This window comes from Roseovarius conchicola, assembly GCF_041403425.1.
GTDB classification, from domain to species: Bacteria; Pseudomonadota; Alphaproteobacteria; order Rhodobacterales; family Rhodobacteraceae; genus Roseovarius; species Roseovarius conchicola.
In genome coordinates this window covers 339,484-352,775 of record NZ_JBGEHK010000004.1, presented here as the reverse complement: position 1 = coordinate 352,775, position 13,292 = coordinate 339,484, and the positions used below count along the sequence as shown (strand labels likewise).

At 61.1% G+C, this 13,292-nt stretch carries 14 protein-coding genes; 13 read left to right on the top strand and 1 reads right to left on the bottom strand.

Annotated features, from left to right (window positions below):
- The first annotated feature begins 81 nt into the window (after window positions 1-81).
- The 12 genes from V6N02_RS13855 (at window position 82) to V6N02_RS13800 (ending at window position 10,129) form a co-directional block, all read left to right on the top strand.
- Window positions 82-537 carry a universal stress protein gene (locus tag V6N02_RS13855; RefSeq protein ID WP_371226189.1) on the top strand — a complete coding sequence of 152 codons (456 nt, stop codon included), beginning with the start codon at window positions 82-84 and terminating at the stop codon, window positions 535-537.
- A gap of 80 nt (window positions 538-617) precedes the next feature.
- Window positions 618-1,181 carry a NifU family protein gene (locus tag V6N02_RS13850; RefSeq protein ID WP_371226188.1) on the top strand — a complete coding sequence of 188 codons (564 nt, stop codon included), beginning with the start codon at window positions 618-620 and terminating at the stop codon, window positions 1,179-1,181.
- Window positions 1,171-1,749, top strand: coding sequence for a tRNA (adenosine(37)-N6)-threonylcarbamoyltransferase complex dimerization subunit type 1 TsaB (tsaB, locus tag V6N02_RS13845; RefSeq protein ID WP_371226187.1), 579 nt, complete (start codon window positions 1,171-1,173; stop codon window positions 1,747-1,749). Before V6N02_RS13850 ends, tsaB begins: the two co-directional genes overlap by 11 nt.
- Window positions 1,739-2,155 (top strand): GNAT family N-acetyltransferase, encoded by a 417-nt coding sequence (locus V6N02_RS13840; protein ID WP_371226186.1) that lies wholly within the window; start codon window positions 1,739-1,741, stop codon window positions 2,153-2,155. The genes tsaB and V6N02_RS13840 overlap by 11 nt, the downstream gene beginning before the upstream one ends.
- Window positions 2,156-2,332: 177 nt before the next feature.
- The gene (locus V6N02_RS13835) at window positions 2,333-3,322 is read left to right on the top strand and encodes a BMP family lipoprotein (protein WP_371226185.1); all 990 of its coding nucleotides are present in this window, start codon (window positions 2,333-2,335) and stop codon (window positions 3,320-3,322) included.
- A 105-nt stretch (window positions 3,323-3,427) separates the two neighbouring features.
- On the top strand, window positions 3,428-5,023 hold the full coding sequence (locus tag V6N02_RS13830; protein ID WP_371226184.1) for an ABC transporter ATP-binding protein: 1,596 nt from the start codon (window positions 3,428-3,430) through the stop codon (window positions 5,021-5,023).
- Window positions 5,016-6,113, top strand: coding sequence for an ABC transporter permease (locus V6N02_RS13825; RefSeq protein ID WP_371226183.1), 1,098 nt, complete (start codon window positions 5,016-5,018; stop codon window positions 6,111-6,113). The genes V6N02_RS13830 and V6N02_RS13825 overlap by 8 nt, the downstream gene beginning before the upstream one ends.
- The gene (locus tag V6N02_RS13820) at window positions 6,110-6,730 is read left to right on the top strand and encodes a LysE family translocator (protein ID WP_371226182.1); all 621 of its coding nucleotides are present in this window, start codon (window positions 6,110-6,112) and stop codon (window positions 6,728-6,730) included. Before V6N02_RS13825 ends, V6N02_RS13820 begins: the two co-directional genes overlap by 4 nt.
- Before the next feature lie 3 nt (window positions 6,731-6,733).
- The gene (locus V6N02_RS13815) at window positions 6,734-7,366 is read left to right on the top strand and encodes a LysE family translocator (RefSeq protein ID WP_371226181.1); all 633 of its coding nucleotides are present in this window, start codon (window positions 6,734-6,736) and stop codon (window positions 7,364-7,366) included.
- A 4-nt stretch (window positions 7,367-7,370) separates the two neighbouring features.
- The gene (locus V6N02_RS13810) at window positions 7,371-8,336 is read left to right on the top strand and encodes an ABC transporter permease (protein WP_371226180.1); all 966 of its coding nucleotides are present in this window, start codon (window positions 7,371-7,373) and stop codon (window positions 8,334-8,336) included.
- Window positions 8,337-8,456: 120 nt separating this feature from the next.
- Window positions 8,457-9,374 (top strand): sulfite exporter TauE/SafE family protein, encoded by a 918-nt coding sequence (locus V6N02_RS13805; protein ID WP_371226179.1) that lies wholly within the window; start codon window positions 8,457-8,459, stop codon window positions 9,372-9,374.
- Window positions 9,374-10,129: a TIGR02186 family protein gene (locus tag V6N02_RS13800; protein ID WP_371226178.1), complete on the top strand. Its 756-nt coding sequence runs from the start codon at window positions 9,374-9,376 to the stop codon at window positions 10,127-10,129. Before V6N02_RS13805 ends, V6N02_RS13800 begins: the two co-directional genes overlap by 1 nt.
- A gap of 430 nt (window positions 10,130-10,559) precedes the next feature.
- Here the strand turns inward: V6N02_RS13800 and V6N02_RS13795 are convergent, their stop codons facing one another.
- The gene (locus V6N02_RS13795) at window positions 10,560-11,462 is read right to left on the bottom strand and encodes a hypothetical protein (RefSeq protein ID WP_371226177.1); all 903 of its coding nucleotides are present in this window, start codon (window positions 11,460-11,462) and stop codon (window positions 10,560-10,562) included.
- A 596-nt stretch (window positions 11,463-12,058) separates the two neighbouring features.
- On the opposite strand from V6N02_RS13795, the gene V6N02_RS13790 reads away from it, so the two are divergent.
- On the top strand, window positions 12,059-13,291 hold the full coding sequence (locus V6N02_RS13790) for an MFS transporter (RefSeq protein WP_371226176.1): 1,233 nt from the start codon (window positions 12,059-12,061) through the stop codon (window positions 13,289-13,291).
- The last annotated feature ends 1 nt before the right edge of the window (window position 13,292 follow it).

Below are 13,292 nucleotides of genomic sequence, written 5' to 3'. Positions count from 1 at the left end.
CAATGAAAGCACAGGCCATGCGCTGGCTTGCCCCATCCGGCGATTGTCGGCATGATGCGGCGCTGAGGGAGAGAACACGTCATGCGTAAGTTTCTTGTGGTTCTGGATGACAGCACCGAATGTCTGAATGCGATGCGGTTTGCCGCGATGCGGGCGGCGCATACGCAGGCAGGTGTCGAAATCCTCGCGGTGATTCCACCGGATGAGTTCAATCACTGGATCGGCGTCGGCGATCTGATGCGCGAAGAGGCGCGCGAGCGGATTCATGCGCATTTCGAAGTGTTCGCCAAATGGATGCGCGACAAGCAGGGGGTGGACCCTGAACTGGTGATCCGCGAAGGCGAACCGGTGGTTGAGATTATGGCGCAGGTACAGGACGATCCGGAAGTCGGGGTTCTGGTGCTGGGCGCCGGGACGGGCCGCAAAGGGCCGGGCCCCTTGGTGACGCAATTGTCGAAAAACTCGGGGACATTGCCCATTCCGGTGACGATCGTGCCCGGCGATCTGTCGAAAGAGCGGTTGGAAGCGATCACCTGATCATCTTTTAGAACGGTTCTAATCCTTGACTTCACGAACCCTCGGGCGCATATCAAGAGGGCATTCGAGAGGAACGCCTGATGTTTATTCAAACCGAGTCCACGCCGAACCCGGCGACATTGAAATTCCTGCCCGGTCAAACCGTGCTGGAGGCTGGCACCGCTGACTTTCCCACCGCCGAAGGGGCCGAGAAATCGCCACTGGCCGAGCGGGTGTTCAAAGTTCAGGGCGTCACAGGCGTGTTTTTCGGCCATGACTTCGTGACCGTCACCAAGGGTGAAGACGCCGAGTGGGATCACATGAAGCCCGCCATTCTGGGCGCGATCATGGAGCATTTCCAGTCCGGCAAACCGGTGATGATCGGCGATTCCGCGGCCTCCTCGGGTCATGCCGAACATACCGGCGAAGACGGTGAAATTGTCGGCCAGATCAAAGAGCTGCTGGATACCCGTGTGCGTCCCGCCGTGGCGCAGGACGGGGGTGATATCACTTTCCACGGATTTGATCGCGGTGTGGTCTACCTGCATATGCAAGGGGCCTGTGCCGGGTGCCCGTCCTCGACCATCACTTTGAAGATGGGGATCGAGAACCTGCTGCGCCATTACATCCCCGAAGTGACCGAGGTACGCCCTGTTGGCGTCTGACCCGACGGTTCTGGCATTCGATACATCGGCCGCGCATTGCGCGGCCGCTTTGCTGTCGGGTGACCGGGTTGTCGTTAAAGCCGAAGAGATGGGGCGCGGGCAAGCCGAACGGCTGATGCCTTTGCTGGAAGAATTGCTGAGCGGCGAAGGAATGAGATTCGCCGACCTCGACCGTATTGGTGTCGGCGTCGGTCCCGGGAATTTCACCGGCATTCGCATTTCGGTCTCGGCGGCGCGTGGTCTGGCTCTGGGGCTTGGGATCCCGGCGATTGGTGTGTCCTGCCTAGCCGCTTTGCGGGCATTTTCTGCCAGTGACATCGCCGCCATCGCTGGCCCGCGCGATACAGCATATCTGCAGATCGGGGAGGCCGCCCCAACCCTTGTGCCTGTCGCAGAGGTATCGCGCAGCGCCCAATGGCTGACCCGCCCGGAAGAGCTGGTGACTTCGATCGCACGGATTGCCCAACACGCGCCTGCGGATGGCCCGGCCCCGGCACCCTTGTATCTCAAACCCGCCGATGCCGCGCCATCGCGGGATGTCCCGCCTGTGATCCTGAATGACGCCTGAAATGATGTCGGCCCTTCTGGCCCGCGCCTTTGCCGGGGCGTCGCGGGGCTGGAGCACCGAGGAACTCACCGCCCTTCTGGACAGCCCGCATGTCTTTGTGCTGAGCGAACCCGATGCCTTTGTGCTGGGTCGCGTGGTGGCGGATGAGGCCGAGATTCTGACCATCGCCACTGATCCGGATTCCCAGCGCCAGGGCGCCGCGCGCCATTTGTTGGCCGCGTTCGAGACGCAAGCGGCAGGTCGCGGTGCAACCCGCGCGTTTCTGGAGGTCGCGGCGGATAACAGCCCCGCTATCGCGCTCTATGACACCGCCGGCTACCGCGAGATTGCCCGCCGCGCAGCCTATTACGACAGGGCCGGGTCGGGCCGTGTGGATGCATTGATTATGGAGAAATCCCTGGCCTGACCGCGTGATTGCCTGCAGGTCCGGCAATTGCCCGCATCTGACGCGGGGGCAAAGGGGTTTGGCTATTGACCATCATGGCCGCTTGCGGGCTTACTTGAGTCCGGACCCAAACCAATCTGCTCGGGGACCGTTGCCGCCAGACAAATGGCATCGGCCCAAACCACAGGGAGACACTTCATGACATATTTCAAAACGCTCTCCGGCGCTGCGGCTGCTCTTGCGCTGGGCACAGGCATGGCGCTGGCCGATCCGGCACTGATCTTTGATCTGGGCGGCAAGTTCGATAAGTCGTTCAACGAAAGCGCCTATAACGGCGCGCAACGCTGGGTCGAGGAAACCGGCGGCAGCTATAACGAAGTTGAAATGCAATCCGAAGCCCAGCGTGAACAGGCCCTGCGCCGATTTGCCGAGGCGGGCAACAACCCCATCGTGATGACCGGTTTTGCCTTTGGCGACGCACTGGCCGAGGTAGCGCCGGATTACCCTGACACCAAGTTCGCCATCATCGACATGGTGGTGGATCAACCCAACGTGCGCTCGGTCGTCTTTAACGAGCACGAGGGCAGCTATCTGGTGGGCATGATGGCGGCAATGGCCTCGGAATCCGGCACGGTCGGCTTTATCGGCGGGATGGACATTCCCCTGATCCGCAAATTCGCCTGTGGCTATGTGCAGGGCGCCAAGGCGGCCAACGCGGATGCTGTCGTGATCCAGAACATGACGGGCACCACCCCTGCGGCCTGGAACGACCCGGTCAAGGGCTCGGAATTGACCAAGGCCCAGATCAGCCAGGGTGCCGATGTGGTTTACGCAGCCGCCGGTGGCACGGGCGTGGGTGTGCTGCAAACCGCGGCGGATGAAGGCATCCTGTCAATCGGTGTTGATAGCAACCAGAACTATCTGCATTCCGGTAAGGTTCTGACATCTATGGTGAAACGCGTCGATAACGCGGTTTACGAAGCAATGAAGGCCGGCGAAGATCTGGAAACCGGCTTCTTTGTCATGGGTCTTGGCAATGGCGGTGTTGGCTATGCCATGGATGAACATAACGAAAGCCTTGTAACTGCCGACATGCAGGCCGCCGTCGATGCGGCTGCAGAAGAGATCGGCAGCGGTGCCTTGGTGGTGCATGACTACATGTCCGACAACACCTGCCCGGTCGAGTAAGCAGACAGGGCGCGCGGAGCTGTCTTGCGCGCCCTTTGACCAAGCCGGGGGACAAGCGATGTCAGATCGAAATGCAGCATTGTTAAAAGCCTGGGGAGCCTCTTGATGAGCGATCCCGCCATCGAACTGAAAGGGATTTCCAAGGCGTTCGGGCCGGTTCAGGCCAATAAAGACATTTCCATCCGGGTGATGCCGGGCACAATCCACGGGATCATCGGCGAAAACGGCGCTGGTAAATCCACGCTGATGTCGATCCTCTATGGGTTCTACAAGGCCGATAGCGGTCAGATTTTCATTTCCGGGCAAGAGGTTAAGATCCCTGACAGCCAGGCGGCGATTGCTGCGGGCATCGGCATGGTGTTCCAGCATTTCAAACTGGTTGAGAATTTCACGGTGCTGGAAAACGTGATCCTCGGGGCCGAAGATGGCGGGCTTCTGCGCCCAAGTCTGGCCAAGGCGCGTACTGCCTTGGAACAACTGGCCGACGAATACGGCCTGCATGTGAAACCCGACGCGTTGATCGAGGATATCGGCGTGGGCATGCAGCAACGGGTCGAGATCCTCAAGGCGCTCTATCGGCAGGCCGATATCCTGATCCTTGATGAACCCACCGGCGTGCTGACCCCGGCCGAGGCGGATCAGTTGTTTCGCATCCTCGACCGGCTGCGCGATGAAGGCAAAACCATCATTCTGATCACCCATAAACTGCGCGAGATCATGGAGATTACCGACACCGTCTCGGTCATGCGCCGGGGCGAGATGACGGCGACCGTCAAGACATCCGAGACCAGCCCCGAACATCTGGCCGAGCTGATGGTGGGGCGTAAAGTCTTGTTGCAGGTGGATAAAGTGGCCGCGACACCGAAAGATACCGTGCTGGAAATCGAAGGGCTTTCCGTCACCGACGATCAGGGTGTCGAGCGTCTGAAAGGCATCGATTTGTCCGTGCGGGCCGGTGAAATTCTTGGCATTGCGGGCGTGGCCGGGAATGGCCAATCCGAGCTGTTGGAGGTGCTGGGCGGGATGCAGCCCGCCCGCGGGCAGGTGCGCGTAAACGGGCAGGAGATTGATCTGACCGGGCGCCACTCGGACGGGCAATCGCGGCGCGCGCGGGGCATTGCCCACGTGCCCGAGGACCGTCAGCGCGAAGGGTTGATCATGGATTTCGCCGCGTGGGAGAACTCTATTTTCGGGTATCACCACGACCCGGCGCATCAACGCGGGGCATTGATGAACAACAAGGCCATTCTGGCCGAGGCCGAGGCCAAGATGGGCCGCTTTGACGTGCGCCCCCCCAATCCGCGCCTGTCGGCGAAGAATTTCAGTGGCGGCAATCAGCAGAAAATTGTTCTGGCCCGCGAGATCGAGCGCAATCCCGACCTTCTGCTGGTCGGACAACCCACACGCGGCGTCGATATCGGCGCGATCGAATTTATTCACCAACAGATCGTCAGCCTGCGCGACGCGGGCAAGGCCATTCTGCTGGTCAGTGTCGAACTTGAGGAAATCCTGTCCCTGTCCGACCGGATCGCGGTGATGTTCGATGGCAAGATCATGGGCGAACGTCTGCCCGGCGAGACGGATGAGAAGGAACTGGGTCTGCTGATGGCCGGTGTCACCGGTCATCCGGACGATGAATTTGCGGCCGTCGAGGCCGCACAGTTTGCACAGGCTGAAGAGGTGGAGAGCCATCATGGATAAGATGCCAGCCTGGGCCGATGCGGTGCTGGTGCCGCTGATCTCGCTGCTGCTGGCTGCGATCCTGTCTGCCCTCGTGATCATCGGCATCGGCGAAGACCCGGTGGAGGCGGTCAAGCTGATGATCACCGGTGCGCTGGGATCGTCCTATGGCTGGGGCTACACGCTTTACTATGCCACCAATTTCATGTTCACCGGCCTTGCTTTTGCCGTGGCCAGCCATGCGGGGCTGTTCAATATCGGCTCGGAAGGGCAGGCCATGGTCGGCGGGCTGGGCGTGGCCATTGTCTGCCTGATGATCCCATGGCCGCACTGGGCCATGGCCCTGCCGGCGGCGATCATCGGCGCGGCGGTGTTTGGTGCCCTTTGGGCGCTGATCCCGGGTTGGTTGCAGGCCAAACGCGGCAGCCATATCGTGATCACTACGATCATGTTCAACTTCATCGCGGCGGCCTTTCTCAACTACATGCTGGTCAATGTGCTGCGCCCCGAAGGCGCGATGGACCCGGCCACCGCCAAGTTCCCCGAAGGGGCGCATCTGCCCACTCTGCATGACATTCTAGCTCCCTTTGGCATCGCGTTTTCCAAGGCCGCCCCGGTTAATATCAGCCTGATCGTGGCGCTGATCGCCTGCGTGCTGGTCTGGTTGCTGATCTGGCACACGCGGCTTGGCTATGAAATCCGCGCGCTGGGGAAATCGGAATCCGCCTCGCGTTATGCCGGGATATCCCCGACCAGGATTGTCGTGATTGCGATGCTGATCTCGGGCGCGCTTTCGGGCTGCATGGCGATCAACAACGTCATGGGCGAGGCCGAACGGTTGGTGCTGAACGCGACCGAGGGCGCGGGCTTTATCGGCATCGCCGTGGCCCTGATGGGGCGCAACCATCCCATCGGCGTGTTCCTGGCGGCGATCCTGTTCGGGTTCCTCTATCAGGGCGGCGCGGAACTGGCTCTTTGGACGTCGATCCCCCGCGAGTTGATCGTGGTCATTCAGGCGCTGGTGATCCTGTTCACCGGAGCCTTGGACAACATGGTGCGGATGCCGTTGGAACGCGTGTTCCTGGCCTTTCGGAAGGACAAGCAGACATGAGCGCAGAGTTGAGCAGCCTCTTCCTCGCCCTTGGCATTTTCATGGTCGGCTTCATCAGCATCGGCCCCAATATCCTGTCGATCATCGGCACCTCGATGGAGCGCGGCCGTGCCCAAGGCAGCGCCCTGGCCCTGGGCGTGGCGACCGGTTCGGGCCTCTGGGCCACACTGACCGTGACGGGCCTGACCGCGCTGGTCTCGGCCTATGCAGGTGCGATCACGGTGCTGAAAATCTTTGGCGCGCTTTATCTTCTATGGCTGGCCTATAAGGCGTTTCGCTCTGCCGCAACGCCATCGGACCGGCTGGTCACAAAAGCGGCAAAGGGCGGTAATCTGTACCTTCGGGGTATCACCATCCAGATGACCAACCCCAAGGCAGCGCTGCACTGGATTGCCATCGTGGGGATCGGCCTCGGCCCGGAGGCCCCGCTTTGGATGGGGCTGGCGCTGATCGTCAGTGCGACAGTGATCTCGGCACTGGGCCATCTTGCTTATGCGATCACCTTTTCCACCCGTCCGGTGGTGGCCTTCTATCAACGTGCCCGCCGCTGGATCGAAGCGGGGCTGGGCGTGTTCTTTACCTTCGCGGCCTTCAAAATCGCGACCTACCGGAGCTGAATGATGAATATCACCCCCTTTCTCCCCGGTTTCATCGCCGCCTATGCGATCCTGCTGGTCGGGGCGTCTTCGCCGGGACCATCGGTTGCGATGCTGATTGGTGTGGCCACCAGCGAAGGGCGCGGGCCTGCCCTGATCGCCACGGCGGGCATTGCCCTTGGCAGCGCGACGATCAACATCCTGACCATGTTGGGGGTCGGCCTTTTGCTGTCCCAGGCCGCCTGGGCCATGACCGGCCTGCGCGTCATCGGGGCTGCCTATCTGCTTTATCTGGCCTGGGGCGCGTTCAGGAAGATGCGAAATCCACCTGATCTTCAGCCACTCAACGTCAAACGGCGCAGTGCACGGCGGCATTTCATGATCGGCTATCTGTTGCAAGTCACCAACCCCAAGGCGATTGCCTTCTGGCTGGCTATTGCCTCGATCGGGGCGACGGCGGGCGGGGGCATCGGGATTGTCCTGCTCTTCATTGCCGGGGCCTGCACGATTTCCTTTGTCTGCCACGGGGCCTGGGCCATGGCGATGTCGGCCCGGCCCATTCGCGCAGCCTACACCAAGGCGCGACGCTGGATCGAAGGGGCGTTGGGCACCTTCTTTGTCTTTGCGGCCTATAAACTGGCCACGACGAAAGTGTAGCGCCATGGATTTTCTGACCGCCCTTCAGGTGCTCGACAGCACGATCCGACTGGCCACGCCGCTGCTTCTGTCCTGTCTGGCGGGGCTGTTCAGCGAACGGGCGGGGATTTTCGACATCGGGCTTGAGGGCAAGATGCTGATGGCGGCGTTCTTCTCGGCGGCGGTGGCGTTTGTCACCGGCTCGGTCTGGATCGGCCTGCTGGCCGGGATCGCATCGTCGATGGTGCTCAGCGGGCTGCATGGACTGGCTTCGATCACCTTCCGGGGCAATCAACTGATCTCGGGCGTGGCGATCAATTTCCTGGCAGCCGGCATGACCGTGCTGATCGCGCAGGACTGGTTCAAGGAAGGCGGTCGCACGCCCTCCCTCGTGGGCGGCGCGCGGTTTGAGCCGATCACCTTGCCGTTTGCCGAGGCCCTACGCGACATACCCTTGCTGGGTCCGCTTTACTACGAGCTGATCTCGGGGCACACGATGCTGGTCTATCTGGCCTTGGCCTGTGTCCCGGCCAGCTGGTGGCTGCTGTATCGCACACGCTTTGGGCTACGCCTGCGGGCAGTGGGCGAGAACCCGGCGGCGGTGGACACGGCGGGCGTGTCGGTTGTTGGTCTGCGCTTTGCCGCGGTGGCGATCTGCGGTGTGCTGTGTGGTATCGCCGGGGCTTATCTGGCCACCGCTCTGCAGGCGGGCTTCGTGAAGGACATGACGGCGGGGCGTGGGTTCATCGCGCTGGCCGCGCTGATCTTTGCCAAATGGCGACCTTGGCACGCGCTATGGGCGACGTTGCTGTTCGGCTTCCTGCAAGCGATTGCCCTGCGCTATCAGAACATTGATCTGGGTGGTGTGGTGATCCCGGTGCAGCTGATGGATGCATTGCCCTACATCCTGACAGTCATCATTCTGGCCGGTTTCGTCGGCAAAGCCATCCCGCCGCGCGCCGGTGGCGAACCCTATGTGAAGGAAAGATAGGTCCGTTCTAGGGCCAGACGGGCAACTGATAAGTCCAGTTCGGCAGAATTGATCAGGCCTGACGGCTTTTCCCCGGCCTCTTCCCTTGCAATGGACAGGGACATGGGGCTAGGAGTTTTCATGCAAATTTACCTCCCCATCGCCGAAGTGTCCGTCAACGCCTTCCTGTTGTTGGGATTGGGCGGTCTGGTCGGGGTTCTGTCCGGCATGTTCGGGGTTGGCGGCGGCTTTCTGATGACGCCGCTTTTGTTTTTCATCGGCATCCCACCCGCCGTTGCCGTTGCGACGGAAGCCAACCAGATTGTCGCCTCCTCCTTTTCGGGCGTGCTGGCCCATCTGAAGCGACGAACGGTCGATCTGAAGATGGGAACGGTGCTGCTGATCGGCGGCCTTTTCGGTGCCGCCTTGGGTGTTCTGGTCTTCAACTACCTGAAATCACTGGGCCAGGTCGATCTGCTGGTCAAGCTGTGTTACGTGGTGTTCCTCGGGATCATCGGCGCGATGATGTTTGTCGAAAGCCTGCGCGCGATCCGCAATACGCGCAAAGGGGCACCGCCCAAGCGTAAGAAACATGGCTGGGTGCACAAGCTGCCGTTCAAGATGCGGTTTCGCACCAGCGGACTTTACATCAGCGCCATTCCACCGTTGATCGTCGGGGTTTGCGTCGGCGTTCTGGCTGCGATCATGGGCGTGGGTGGCGGGTTCATCATGGTGCCCGCGATGATCTATATTCTGGGGATGCCGACAAAGGTGGTCGTGGGCACGTCGCTGTTCCAGATCATTTTCGTGACCGCCTTCACCACGATGCTGCACGCCACGACCAACTTTACGGTCGATATCGTCCTGGCGGTGCTGCTGTTGATTGGAGGCGTGATCGGCGCACAGGTTGGTGCGCGGATCGGTGTGAAAATGCCTGCCGAGCAGTTGCGCATCCTGCTGGCCATCATGGTGCTGGCAGTGTGTGGCAAGCTGGCGCTGGACCTGCTGATCATGCCGAGCGAGCTGTTCTCGCTGGGCGGGGCCGGGGGCGGGCACTGATGCTGAGACTGGCCGCTCTTCTCTGCCTCATGGCGCTGCCCGCGATGGCAGAAGAGGTGGTGCTGGGCCTGTCCAAGGACAAGGTGGCGATCACCACCAATTTCGATGGGTCTGAAATCCTGGTCTTTGGAGCGATCAAGCGTGAAGCCCCCATTTCCGAGACCCCGCTGGACGTCGTGGTCGCCATTTCCGGCCCGTCCGAGCCGATTACCGTGCGCCGCAAAGAGCGCCGGTTTGGCATCTGGGTCAATGTCGAGTCCGTCGAGGTGGACGCAGCCCCAAGCTATTACACCGTGGCCACAACCGGGCCGCTCTCCAAGGTGTTGTCGAATGTCGAGGATCTGCGCCACCGGGTGTCGATCCCGCAGGCCATCCGCTCGGTCGGGGCACCCAGCACCGTCGCGGATGCGCAATCCTTTACCGACGCCGTCATCCGTATCCGCAAGGACAGCGGTGCCTACTCGGTTCAGGAAGGCGCTGTGAATCTCGACGAACAGACCCTGTTTCGTACCTCGATTGCGCTGCCGGCCAACCTGACGGCCGGTGACTATCTGACCCGTATTCTGCTGACTCGCGAGGGCCGCGTGGTGTCCGAGTTCGAAACCGTGATCGACGTGCGCAAAGTCGGGCTGGAACGCTGGCTTTATACGCTCTCGCGCGAACAGCCGTTCTGGTACGGGATCATGTCGCTTGCCATCGCCATTGCCGCTGGTTGGGGGGCGTCAGCGGCGTTCCAGTTCCTGCGCCGCGGCTAAAGTCCGGGAATGGTCTTTGCAGGGCGAAGCGGGATTTCCCCCGCGCGGACTCAAGGCCGCAGGCCGCCGCGCGATCGCCAGACCGCCCGCAAGGGCTGGCGATTTGGCAAGGGAGGCGCAATGCGGTGATCTTTTGCGGATTTGGCTGCCATAAAGTGCATCACACAAAGGTCTGATCGCCATCCCGCGGTCTGGCCATCGCGCGGGCTTTGCAGGACGAAGCGAACCTTCCCGATGTGTCAACCCACCGCAGGCCAGCGTCAGCCCAAGGGAGGGGCCACCTGCGTCAATTGCATGGCAATCGACTTTCGGTCAGTGGACGATGACCGGGCCGCCGTGCGGCTGTTAACCGGCTGGGCGCTTAGCTGTGACTCAAGAACAGACACCCGTCAAAATCTGAAAACGCGCTGTCCGGTCCTCCTAACCCACGTTACTTGCAGACGGGTAACTCCAGCGGTGGCTGTTTCGGCAGGGACCGTCGCCAGCTGTTGATGATCGGCTGCAGCGTGCGTTTGGGCCAGAATTTCGGCGCGCCGATGGCTGACAGGCAGGCCGCGTTCCAGTAAAGCCCCGCGCGCGCCACCGATGCACCGGCCTTGACCGTGTTGGCCACGGCATCAATGTCACCCGATTCAGGATAGATATAGAGCGTCGTTGGATTGTCCTCGACCAGCGCAAGGATCTCCCTGGAATCGGCCTGCGACCAGGTGGTGCACCCATTGCTGCGCCCGCTGGTGTAATCGACCAGTCGCCCGAACGGGACATACCCGTCCTTATCGGCATGCGGGCTGCCTGGGTTCTTGAAGCGGCATTGCCATTTCAGGAAAACCGCCGGATGCCCGCCAATCGCCCGCTCTCGTGCATTTCTGGTGTCCCCCTCACCGTCAAACAGCAGAAACGTGCGGTAAAACGGAACCCTCTTGCCCGACTGGCGGAAATAGCCCTTGAACGACGTCCGTGTCTCCGCCGTCACATAAGACCCGCCAGTGGTCAGCTTCGATCCTTCCGCGTTGCTGAAGTTTTTCGCGCATTGCCGCCCGTTTGCGAAATTCGCCCGTTGCAGCTTGCGTCCATTGCCATAGCCCGAAGACACGGCGCGGAAGGATTTGCGCGCCTCGCAAATGACGTAAAACCGGCGTCCCGGTTGACCATTCGGCGCAGCGCTTGGCCGGGTGGCATCCATGGCCATATAGCAGGGGTTCCGGACTTTCCCTTTGCGACGTTTCTGCTGATAAAGCGCCCGCGCCCGTTGCAACACCACGGGGGCGATCTGCCCATCCCCGGTGCCGACATGCCGTTGCAACCAGTTCGGAATGTCAGCGCCCTGCGACATTCCTTGCGTTGCGAACATCCCTGGCAAGGCCGCAAGCAGCAAAACCATCATCCAGCGGCGGACCGCATTCATTTCCAACAGTCAACCCTCCTGCCACTCGACCCATCGACCAATCATAGCACGGTTCCCCTGGATGCAGATGGCCTGATGAGGACAGGCCAACACGCGCCATGGATTGGCCGTATTTGTCGCAGTTTTGTCTAACTTGCCATAATTTTGCCGTAATTTCGATACATTTAAGCCTCGTTCGGTGGGGGCACTGAACGAGGTTGCCATGAGTTTCCGGAACGAGCCAAGCCAGTTGAATACCCATAAAAAATGGGAAAACTGGACCCTTCATACGCCTAAAGCAACATCAGGTGTGACCGAGATCGCAACAGCGTTCTCCATGTCTCTGGTTGCGGGGTTGGTACTGGTGCCACTCGTTTTCTGAACGAGGCCGCCGCAACCAAAATCGCTGCCGGGCAGGGGGCAGGCGTCGCGTGGCCGCGCCCCGCCTTTGCGGGTGTCGGCTGGTTAGTGCAGCGCAGATGGGCTGTGCGCAGATAAACACGATCACCCTCGCCATTTTCAACGCAGGGGCGTACACCGGCCCCATGACCCGTCTTGTTCCTCTTGCCGATGCGCAAGCCTTGCCGCTGTGGCGCCGCCCTATCACGCTGCTTTTCCTGATGGCGATGGCGATGCCGATTGCGTTCGCCACATGGTCGGCGCTGCTCAATAACTTCGTCATCGAAATGGCGGGGTTTGATGGCTCGGACATTGGCTGGCTGCACACGGTGCGCGAAATCCCCGGCTTCTTTGCCATCGGCGTGATCGCCATCATCATCTTTGTGCGCGAACAGGTGCTTGGACTGGTCTCGCTGATCCTGCTGGGCGTGGCGACCGCCCTGACCGCGCATTTCCCGTCGATGGGCGGTATCCTGACCATCACCATGCTCAGTTCCATCGGCTTTCACTATTACGAGACTGTCAATCAATCCCTGCAACTGCAATGGCTGCCCAAGGACCGCGCGCCGCAGGTGCTGGGCTGGATGGTTGCCGCAGGGTCTGCCGCGACGCTGGTGGCCTACCTGCTGATCGTGATGACATGGGAGGCGCTGGGCCTGAGCTATGACACGGTCTACCTGATCGCGGGCGGGTTCACGGCGCTGGTCGCGATTTTCTGCATGATCGCCTACCCACAGTTCGAGGCGCCAAACCCGCAGCTGAAAAAGATGATCCTGCGCCGCCGCTACTGGCTCTACTACGCGCTGCAATTCATGGCCGGTGCGCGCCGCCAGATTTTCATCGTCTTTGCCGGTTTCATGATGGTCGAGAAATTCGGCTTTGACGTGCACGAGGTCACGGCCCTGTTCCTGATCAACCTGGTGGCCAACATGGCGGTCGGCCCGTTGATGGGCAAAGCCGTGTTCAAATTCGGCGAACGCAACACGCTGATCTTTGAATATGTCGGCCTCGCGCTGGTCTTCCTCGCTTATGGCGGGATTTACATGTTCGGCTGGGGCGTGGTGCTGGCGGCGACCCTCTATGTGGTCGACCACCTGCTGTTCTCGCTGGCGCTCGCCCTGAAAACCTATTTCCAGAAAATCGCCGATCCGCAGGATATCGCCCCCACCGCCGCCGTGGCCTTTACCATCAACCATATCGCGGCCGTGTTCCTGCCCGCCTTGCTGGGCTATCTCTGGCTGGCCTCGCCCGCCTCGGTTTTTCTGCTGGCCGCTGGCATGGCGGTGATCTCGCTGATCTTGGCGCTGATGATCCCACGCCACCCCGAACGCGGCAACGAGACAATCTTCAGCCGGTTCGCCCCGGCCCCTGCGGAGTAGT

Excerpts from the sequence above, each read along its gene's own strand:
- V6N02_RS13855 (WP_371226189.1), top strand. The coding sequence starts at position 82 with ATGCGTAAGTTTCTTGTGGTTCTGGATGACAGCACCGAATGTCTGAAT.
- V6N02_RS13850 (WP_371226188.1), top strand. The coding sequence starts at position 618 with ATGTTTATTCAAACCGAGTCCACGCCGAACCCGGCGACATTGAAATTC.
- V6N02_RS13840 (WP_371226186.1), top strand. The coding sequence starts at position 1,739 with ATGACGCCTGAAATGATGTCGGCCCTTCTGGCCCGCGCCTTTGCCGGG.
- V6N02_RS13835 (WP_371226185.1), top strand. The coding sequence starts at position 2,333 with ATGACATATTTCAAAACGCTCTCCGGCGCTGCGGCTGCTCTTGCGCTG.
- V6N02_RS13830 (WP_371226184.1), top strand. The coding sequence starts at position 3,428 with ATGAGCGATCCCGCCATCGAACTGAAAGGGATTTCCAAGGCGTTCGGG.
- V6N02_RS13825 (WP_371226183.1), top strand. The coding sequence starts at position 5,016 with ATGGATAAGATGCCAGCCTGGGCCGATGCGGTGCTGGTGCCGCTGATC.
- V6N02_RS13820 (WP_371226182.1), top strand. The coding sequence starts at position 6,110 with ATGAGCGCAGAGTTGAGCAGCCTCTTCCTCGCCCTTGGCATTTTCATG.
- V6N02_RS13815 (WP_371226181.1), top strand. The coding sequence starts at position 6,734 with ATGAATATCACCCCCTTTCTCCCCGGTTTCATCGCCGCCTATGCGATC.
- V6N02_RS13810 (WP_371226180.1), top strand. The coding sequence starts at position 7,371 with ATGGATTTTCTGACCGCCCTTCAGGTGCTCGACAGCACGATCCGACTG.
- V6N02_RS13805 (WP_371226179.1), top strand. The coding sequence starts at position 8,457 with ATGCAAATTTACCTCCCCATCGCCGAAGTGTCCGTCAACGCCTTCCTG.
- V6N02_RS13800 (WP_371226178.1), top strand. The coding sequence starts at position 9,374 with ATGCTGAGACTGGCCGCTCTTCTCTGCCTCATGGCGCTGCCCGCGATG.
- V6N02_RS13795 (WP_371226177.1), bottom strand. The coding sequence starts at position 11,462 with ATGTCGCAGGGCGCTGACATTCCGAACTGGTTGCAACGGCATGTCGGC.
- V6N02_RS13790 (WP_371226176.1), top strand. The coding sequence starts at position 12,059 with ATGACCCGTCTTGTTCCTCTTGCCGATGCGCAAGCCTTGCCGCTGTGG.